Consider the following 7,480-nt stretch of genomic DNA (forward strand, 5'->3'; position numbering starts at 1 on the left):
AACAGGGCAAGAACCTGCTCGACGTGGTTACCCAGCTCTTCGACGGCCGAGGAGCCTGGATCCCCATTCCAGCCTGACCACCAAACCAGTCACCAAAGCGATAGCCGTCCCCCACGCCTGAACCAGAGTGCCGCGGACTCCGAGGACGCCGGCGAACTGATCGAGGGCCACCGCGATCGCGCGCTGAATATCCGGACGAAGCACATCGGTACGGGGGCCCACGTCGCGCAGCGTCCGCCGGACGTCGCTGTCGTGCAGGCCGGCCACCAACCCCACCCGAGCCCAGGTGGCCTCCGGACCTGCGCCCTGGGCTGCCCGCAGGTCCACCGAGTTCTGGTGGTGCTGCACCAGCGTGCGGAAGAACCGCCGGGCCTCGCTGTTCGCACCGGGTAGATAGGTGCTCAGCCGGGTGCTCGTTTCTGGGCCACGACGCCTGAAGAGTGCCAAGATCCCTCCCCTTGTGCCCGGGCGCTCCACCTGCGCCCGGGCGCCGGATTCTGCCAGGCACCCACCCCGGTCAGCAGGGGATTCGACACGGGACGGTGGTCCCCACCGCTCTGCGCGGTCACAACACGCGGAGCACCGCGACGACCCTCCCGAGGATGCGCGCACCGTCGCCCGGGATCGGCTCGTAGGCCGCATTGTGGGGCATCAGCCAGACCTGACCGTCCTGGCGGCGCAGGCGCTTGACGGTGGCCTCACCGTCGTCCAGGAGCGCGGCGACGATGTCGCCGTGGTCGGCGGAATCCTGACGGCGCACGGTGACGACGTCACCCGGGCAGATAGCGGCCTCGATCATGCTCTCGCCGACGACCTTCAAGGCGAACAGCTCCCCCTCGCCGACCAGTTGCCGCGGCAGCACGAGCACGTCCTCGACGGCCTCCTCGGCCAGCACCGGCGCGCCCGCGGCGATCCGGCCCACCAGCGGCACCTGCGCCCCCTCCACCAGCGGGACAAGCTCGTGCTCAAGGCCGGGGTCGGGCATCCAGCGGTGCCGGACCCGGTACGCGCGCGGCCGGTGCGGATCCCGGTACAGCACGCCCATGCGCTCCAGTCCTCGATGAACGCCACGATCGCCGCCTGGCGCGAGGAAAGCCCGTCCGCACCCCGGACACTCCCTTGCGGCCGGCCCGGCCCGACAGCGGCTTCGGCATGCGCTTCAAGGTACATATGGCGCCCCCAGGATGATCTTGCGTGACCTGGACAGTAACCCGCCCACCACCGGGGGAACACCTGCTTCGAAACCCCACACAACGGACGGACACGGGCGCACCGGTTCGGCTCGTGCGCAAGCCCAGCCCGCGGTCGCGACTCCACCGCCCGAGGCGACAACAGGATCGCCATGGCCAACAGGGCACCGGTTCGCCGACCGTATCCGGGACAGGCATGCCATCGTCCACACGCTGCTGGCCGCTGGCCACAGCCGACGCTCAATCGGTCGCCAGCTTCACATGACCCACCGCACCGTCAAGCGCCTGGCCGACGCAGCCGCTCCTGAGGACCTCTTCCAGGGACAATGGCAGGACCGTCCCACTGTCCTCGACGAGTACAAGCCGTACCTTGACGACCGCTGGAACCAGGGATGCACCAACGCCTGGGCACTGTGGGAAGAGATCGTGCCGTTCGGCTACAAGGGCAGCTACCAGCGAGTTCGCGCCTACCTACGGGAAAAGCGCCTCTCACCAGGACCGGTCTCCGCCAGGCCGCCGACCCCACGAACGGTTTCCGGGTGGATTCTGCGACACCCCGAAAGCCTCACAGAGGGCGAACAGTTGCGGCTCAAGGCCGTGCTCGCCCATTGCCCGGAGCTGGACGCTCTCACCAGGCATGTCCGTTCCTTCGCCCGGATGCTCGCCGAGCGCGAGGGCGAACGGCTCCCGGAGTGGCTCGACGCCGTCCGCCAAGACGACCTGCCCACCCTCCACACCCTCGCCGCAGGCATCGACCGAGATCGCGACGCGGTCATCTCCGGTCTGACTCTGCCGTGGAATTCCGGCGTCGTCGAAGGGCATGTCAACCGCATCAAGATGCTCAAGAGACAGATGTTCGGCCGGGCCGGCTTCGCTCTCTTACGCAAGCGAGTCCTCTTGGCACACTGATCGATGTCTGATGCGCGCGATAGCTTCCCCACATGGGTGTGTACCTGGTGAGCGTTGGCGCGGAGGAATGGTTCGGTGACGAGGAAGACGGGTGGGGCGAGGTCGCCTCAGCTCTCAACGCTGAACTCAGGCAGCGGGGCCTGCCGCCCTACGAGGACGTCCCCCCGGAGACGGACTTCGCGCCTGGTTCAGGGCAAGCCTTCGAGGAGAAGCTGACCCCACCCATGACCGGGTTCCTCGCCTTGTGCGAGACGCACCTGTCACGAGAGGAATCGGAGACCCTCTGCGGCTGGACCGTGCTCGTACCCTTCTCGCTCGATGAGGAGATCTGGTTGCCCATCGAATCCAGCGACTACGACTCCATGGTCGCCAGCGCCCCCCAGGTACTACCGCTCGCCGAGAAACTGGCGGCAGTCATCGATCTGCCACCTGAAACCCCGGCAACATGCGACAACCTCGACCTGAGCACGTGGTTCAGGCACCAAGCAAAGGAACTGGCCACTACTGGGACAGGACCGTGGAGCAAGGACCTGGACACAGCCTTCTACGTCGCACTGTTCCTGCGCGCTGCCCAGCACTCGATCCGACGTGGCTGCCCCATCGTCTGCAGCTGAGACCCACCTTCCGTCCTCACTGGTCTCCCAGTGGAGATCACTCACCGTGCACGGATCACGGAAAGTGAGCCAGAACCTGAGTTCGGGAGGCACTTGCCAGCGCAGCATCGGGATGCCGTTACTGACTTCGGCTCGTTAGGGTGAGGTTTCCCGAAGTGCCGTACGTGCCTGAGCTGTTGGCTGTAGTTCCTTTGTGCGTGAGGTATGCGGATGGGGGCGGGCTGACGTCTGAGGGACGCCTGCGCCGGGAGACGGTGCGGATGCAGGCGGCCGAGCTGTTCGAGCAGAGGGTCAAGCCGGCGGAGGTGGCACGGCGCCTGCGGGTGAGCCCGAAGTCGGCCTACCAGTGGCACCAGCTGTGGCGGGACGGCGGTGTGCAGGCTCTGGCCTCCCGTGGTCCGAGCGGATCCCGGTGCCGTCTGTCCCCGCGCTGTCTGGAGAAACTGGCCGGGTATCTCGAGCAGGGTCCGGCCGCGCACGGCTGGGTGGAGGACCAGGTGTGGACCGCGGCACGGGTGGCCACGCTGATCGGCAGGAAGTTCCACGTCTCCTACAGCGTCTCGGGGGCGACGAGGCTGATGCACCGGCTCGGTTTCAGCCCGCAGGTCCCTGCGCGGAGGGTCGCCGAGCGCGACGAGACGGCCGTCGAGATGTGGAAGGAGGCGACCTGGGCCGAGGTAAAAGAGCCCGGGCGGCCTGCGGGGGCTACATCTGCTTCGAGGACGAGGCGGGCTTCACCCGACGGCCGCCCAAAGGACGCACCTGGGGCCGACGGGGCCGCACCCCGGTCGTGACGGTGAGCGGGCGGCGCTCGGGACGCCTGTCGGTGGCCGGGGTGATCGCCATGCGGCCCGGCTCCCGCACTCGTCTGTGCCACCGCCTGCGCACCCACCCGGCAGGCAAGGGCAAGCGTCGCAGTATGGGCGAGCGCGACTTCATCGCGCTGATCGACGGCGTCCACCAGCTCGTCAAGGCACCGATCGTGCTGGTGTGGGACCGCCTCAACACCCACGTTTCCCACGCCATGCGCGAACTGATCGCCGAACGGGAATGGCTGACGGTGTTCCTGCTACCCGCCTACTCGCCCGACCTCAACCCCGTCGAGTGGGTATGGGCACACGTCAAACGCAGCCTGGCCAACCTCGCCGTGGTCTCCCTCGACCGGCTCGAAACCCTCGTCCGCAACCGTCTCAAACGCCTCCAGTACCGACCCGACACCCTCGACGGCTTCATAGCCGGCACCGGCCTGACCCTCGACAACCCAACGTCACCCTGACAAGCCGAAGTCAGTAGTGAAGGCTGCTGATCATGTCGCCACAGAGTGTCAGCGGGTTCAAGAATCAAGCACGGCGGCGACGGCCTCGATCTCGACGAGCTGGTCCTTGTAGCCGAGCACGGTGACGCCCATCAAGGTGCTTGGGACGTCATGGTCAGCGAACGAGTCCCGGACCACCTCCCAGGCAGCCACCAGGTCCTCTCGCCGGGCCGACGCGACGAGAACCCTTGTACTGATGACGTCCTGGAGCGACGCACCTGAGGTAGCGAGGGCAGCCTGCATGTTCTCGATGGCCTTCATTGCCTGACCCGCATAGTCACCGATCGCTGCCGTGGAGCCGTCATTGTTCAGCGGACACGCCCCGGCGAGGAAGATCAGGCGTGACTCGGCGGGCGCCGTGGCCGCGTAGGCATACTCGGCTACGTCGGACAGGGAGGCAGAGCGGATCAACGTGATGGCACGAGCCATAGTCGGCGGGTCCTTTCCCATCGGGTGTTGGAGCTCGGACATCCTGCCAACGCCCCGTTGGTTCCCGCCTTCCCTTTTCGTCGCCGCCCCCACGCGCAGCGCCGTCACTTCTGCTCGACAAATACAAGCCGAGTGATCACCAACTGACTCCGGAACCCGTCGACAAACGCTGTTCCCAGAGATCGACGAAGCCAACAGGCTGTTGATCGGCGAGCTCAAGCGCCCCGGCAACCCCGGCAGCCCCGACCAGCCCGGCTCCGCGCCCGTATCGCCGCCCCCGCCTCCCGGCGAGGGGCCCGGCAGCCGGCCGAAGGCCGCACACGCCCGCGCCGCCTGAGCCCCCGGGCCCCGGCCACGTCAACCGCGGCCGGGGTCCGGCAGCAGGTACGCGGAGCCGTCACGGGGACGTGGCGGCTCCGCGTACCCGCTCGCCCCCGCGGCCCGCAGCGCCGGCCTGCAGCGACTCAGCACGGGACGCAGTCGGCGGACCGCTCAGGCCCGGCCGCGCAGAGGTTCCGCGGCCCTACGCGTACTTCCGGCCGGAGCACCAGTCGGGGCCGGTCACGCGCTCGCAGACCTCGATGGCTTCGACCTCGTTCCTGTCGTAGGCGCGTGAACCGCACCCGTTCGCGGATCCGTTGCCGTCGCTGATCTCCACGTACCCGCCGACCAGCCAGACTTTGGCATAGACGCCGTGGCCGTCCGCTTCGCGGTCGCACGCGAAGGCCACTTCCCCGAGGAAAACGCCTTCGTAGTAGACGTGAGACACCTCCGCGTAGTCGTCCCCCTGGTAGACACGGGGTATGACACCCGCGTGGGCGGGCCCGGCAGCCAGAGCCGACAACCCGACGACGGCGGCAGCCAGTGCCAGAGCCTTCCCCGTTCTCCTTGCGGCGGCGGCGATCTTACGTCTTCCCATGTCCGTGTACCCCCCAGGGCGTTGGCGATGAGCGGCCCTGCTGCTTCATACGGCAGACCGGATGAAGCAGCAGAGCCGCAGGGCGATGGTGCGGCCGAGCAGTCGGGTTCGGTACCGGTGAGAACACCACCGACGGCTTGGCCATGCGCGCAAAATACTTGACGATCCCTTTGGCCGCTTCGGTTCTCCGGCAGACCGCGGGGCAACTGTCACGCGCCCTCCAGAACGCGGCGCCACAGGCCGCTGGGGCAGCGCGGAAACCAAGGACGGACCAGGGCGGCAATCTCGTCGAACGCCCGCCGGAGAGGCTCGCGGGTGGCCGGCTGTCCGGCAGGAGCCGGTCCGGTGCATGGGGTTCGGCCCTGCGGCCTGGTCGTTCGGTCAGTTCCGCGCGGGGGCGCCGTGAGGTCGACCCGGAGCGCCCTGCCGCCGTCTCCGACGGTGGGTTTCTCCGGGCCGCCTCCCGAACCCGGCGTGCCCATCGCTAGGCACCGGGCTCTCCACAAGCCCCGTTACAACGCTGGCGTTGCTCTCATCCCTTGGCCCCCCATGGCGAGGGAATGGCTGTGCCCCGGTATCGATAGCGGGTCGTGCCCACCTCTGCGGGGTTGAACAGCCGTACCTCTTGGGTGATTGGCCACCACCGGCCCTGGCAGTAGCGGCGCCGGAGCTGCTTCCAGGAGACCTGACGATGCTTCCGCCTGATCCAGGAGATCACTCGGTGCCACACATAGGAGCCCAGAAAATCGAACGTCTTGCTGGACACTCCGGGCCGGAAGTAGGCGCACCAGCCCCTCAGTACCGGATTGAGCTGGTACATCAGGGCTGACAGCGGCAAGTTCGTATCGACCTGTCGGCAGAGCGTCTTGACCTTCGCCATCACGGCGCGCAGCGCCTTCCTGGCAGGGTAGGTGTAGACGTACCGCCGGTCAGAGCCTCGCTTGGTCTGGCGCTGGATGTGCCAGCCAAGGAAGTCAAAACCCTGATCAATATGGGTGATCATCGTCTTCTCCGGCGACAGGCGCAAACCCATCGGTGCGAGCACCTCGGCCACCAGATCACGCATGCCTTCGGCATGCTCACGGGTCCCAGCGACGAGCACAAGAAAATCGTCCGCGTACCGTACAAGGCGGCAGTTGAACAGTCCCTTGCGACGCCTCACGACCCGCTGCTTGGAAGTCGAGTGCGGCCCTCCGGCATGCTGGTCGATGCACTCGTCCAGTACCGACAGAGCCACATTACTCAACAACGGAGAAAGAATCCCACCCTGAGGGGTCCCAGCGTCGGAGCTTCTCAGCGTGCCACTCTCGGCGAGAACCCCCGCCTTGATGAACGCCTTGATCAGAGCCAGGACGCGCTTGTCCCCGACGCGCCCGCGAACACGATCCATCAGGGCCGTGTGCGAGATATTGTCGAAGCACGCCTCAATATCGCCTTCCACGATCCACTCATAGCTCTTGGACGTGAGAAAGCGAGTCTCAGCGATCGCGTCATGAGCCCTGCGATTCGGGCGGAACCCGTACGAGCACGGGATGAAATCCGCCTCGAAAATCGGCTCTAGAACCAGCTTCAAGGACGCCTGGACCACCCGATCCGCGACGGTCGCGATACCCAGACGACGCAGCTTGCCGTTCGCCTTGGGAATCATGCGCTCCCGTACCGGAACCGGTCGGAAACTACGGTCCTTAACTTGCGACCGCAGCCGGTCGAGAAACACCTCGACCCCAGGGCTCGCCTCAACTGCATAGGCAGTCCGGCCATCGACTCCGGCCGTGCGTGCGCCCTTGTTCCCTCTCACCCGTGCCCATGACACCAGCAGAAACGCCGGGTCGGACACGAAGTTGTACAGATCGTCGAACCTGCGATGAGGATCGTCGTTCGCCCAACGGTGCAGTTTGGTCTGGATCTCCAGTACCCGGCGTTCAGCCTTCATCAAGGCCCACTCCAGCTCGTCAGTATTCACCAACGACCTCCCGGCATTCCAGCATCCATTCCGCTGACTTGCTGGTCCCGCAGGGTAGGCCGCCGGCGAGGTGTCCGCTGATGCGGACCCTTTTCCGACGGCCCCCCACCGAACCGGGCATGCGACTTATCACCGCACCCG

At 66.8% G+C, this 7,480-nt stretch carries 8 protein-coding genes and 1 pseudogene; 4 read left to right on the forward strand and 5 right to left on the reverse strand.

The window, feature by feature from the left end; translation table 11 throughout:
* Window positions 1–27: 27 nt before the first annotated feature.
* Both ACFV9O_RS38990 and lexA read right to left on the reverse strand, forming a co-directional pair.
* Window positions 28–447, reverse strand: a complete 420-nt coding sequence (locus ACFV9O_RS38990; RefSeq protein WP_385427455.1) for a hypothetical protein — start codon at window positions 445–447, stop codon at window positions 28–30.
* A gap of 118 nt (window positions 448–565) precedes the next feature.
* Window positions 566–1,054 (reverse strand): annotated as a pseudogene (gene lexA, locus ACFV9O_RS38995) (transcriptional repressor LexA); the annotation flags it as partial.
* A gap of 397 nt (window positions 1,055–1,451) precedes the next feature.
* Between lexA and ACFV9O_RS39000 the strand changes: the two are divergent.
* The 4 genes from ACFV9O_RS39000 (at window position 1,452) to ACFV9O_RS39015 (ending at window position 3,989) form a co-directional block, all read left to right on the forward strand.
* Window positions 1,452–2,099, forward strand: a complete 648-nt coding sequence (locus ACFV9O_RS39000) for a transposase (RefSeq protein WP_385427458.1) — start codon at window positions 1,452–1,454, stop codon at window positions 2,097–2,099.
* Between the two features lie 32 nt (window positions 2,100–2,131).
* Window positions 2,132–2,713 carry a hypothetical protein gene (locus ACFV9O_RS39005; protein ID WP_385427461.1) on the forward strand — a complete coding sequence of 194 codons (582 nt, stop codon included), beginning with the start codon at window positions 2,132–2,134 and terminating at the stop codon, window positions 2,711–2,713.
* A gap of 239 nt (window positions 2,714–2,952) precedes the next feature.
* Window positions 2,953–3,507 (forward strand): winged helix-turn-helix domain-containing protein, encoded by a 555-nt coding sequence (locus tag ACFV9O_RS39010; RefSeq protein ID WP_385427469.1) that lies wholly within the window; start codon window positions 2,953–2,955, stop codon window positions 3,505–3,507.
* Window positions 3,423–3,989, forward strand: a complete 567-nt coding sequence (locus ACFV9O_RS39015) for a transposase (RefSeq protein WP_385427471.1) — start codon at window positions 3,423–3,425, stop codon at window positions 3,987–3,989. Before ACFV9O_RS39010 ends, ACFV9O_RS39015 begins: the two co-directional genes overlap by 85 nt.
* 57 nt (window positions 3,990–4,046) lie before the next feature.
* Here ACFV9O_RS39015 and ACFV9O_RS39020 read toward each other — a convergent pair whose 3' ends face one another.
* The 3 genes from ACFV9O_RS39020 to ltrA form a co-directional block, all read right to left on the reverse strand.
* Entirely contained in the window at window positions 4,047–4,457 is a 411-nt protein-coding gene (locus tag ACFV9O_RS39020) for a RidA family protein (protein WP_385427463.1), read from the reverse strand.
* A 523-nt stretch (window positions 4,458–4,980) separates the two neighbouring features.
* Complete coding sequence (locus ACFV9O_RS39025) at window positions 4,981–5,376, reverse strand: hypothetical protein (RefSeq protein WP_351236367.1); 396 nt, start codon at window positions 5,374–5,376, stop codon at window positions 4,981–4,983.
* Between the two features lie 532 nt (window positions 5,377–5,908).
* Window positions 5,909–7,339, reverse strand: coding sequence for a group II intron reverse transcriptase/maturase (gene ltrA / locus ACFV9O_RS39030; RefSeq protein WP_385427467.1), 1,431 nt, complete (start codon window positions 7,337–7,339; stop codon window positions 5,909–5,911).
* Window positions 7,340–7,480 lie beyond the last annotated feature (141 nt).

It is taken from the genome of Streptomyces sp. NPDC059909, from assembly GCF_042730885.1.
Taxonomy (GTDB): Bacteria; Actinomycetota; Actinomycetes; order Streptomycetales; family Streptomycetaceae; genus Streptomyces.

Bases quoted from the DNA above. Each gene is read 5' to 3' on its own strand.
- ACFV9O_RS39000 (WP_385427458.1), top strand. From the start codon at position 1,452: ATGACCCACCGCACCGTCAAGCGCCTGGCCGACGCAGCCGCTCCTGAG.
- ACFV9O_RS39005 (WP_385427461.1), top strand. From the start codon at position 2,132: ATGGGTGTGTACCTGGTGAGCGTTGGCGCGGAGGAATGGTTCGGTGAC.
- ACFV9O_RS39020 (WP_385427463.1), bottom strand. From the start codon at position 4,457: ATGGCTCGTGCCATCACGTTGATCCGCTCTGCCTCCCTGTCCGACGTA.
- ACFV9O_RS39025 (WP_351236367.1), bottom strand. From the start codon at position 5,376: ATGGGAAGACGTAAGATCGCCGCCGCCGCAAGGAGAACGGGGAAGGCT.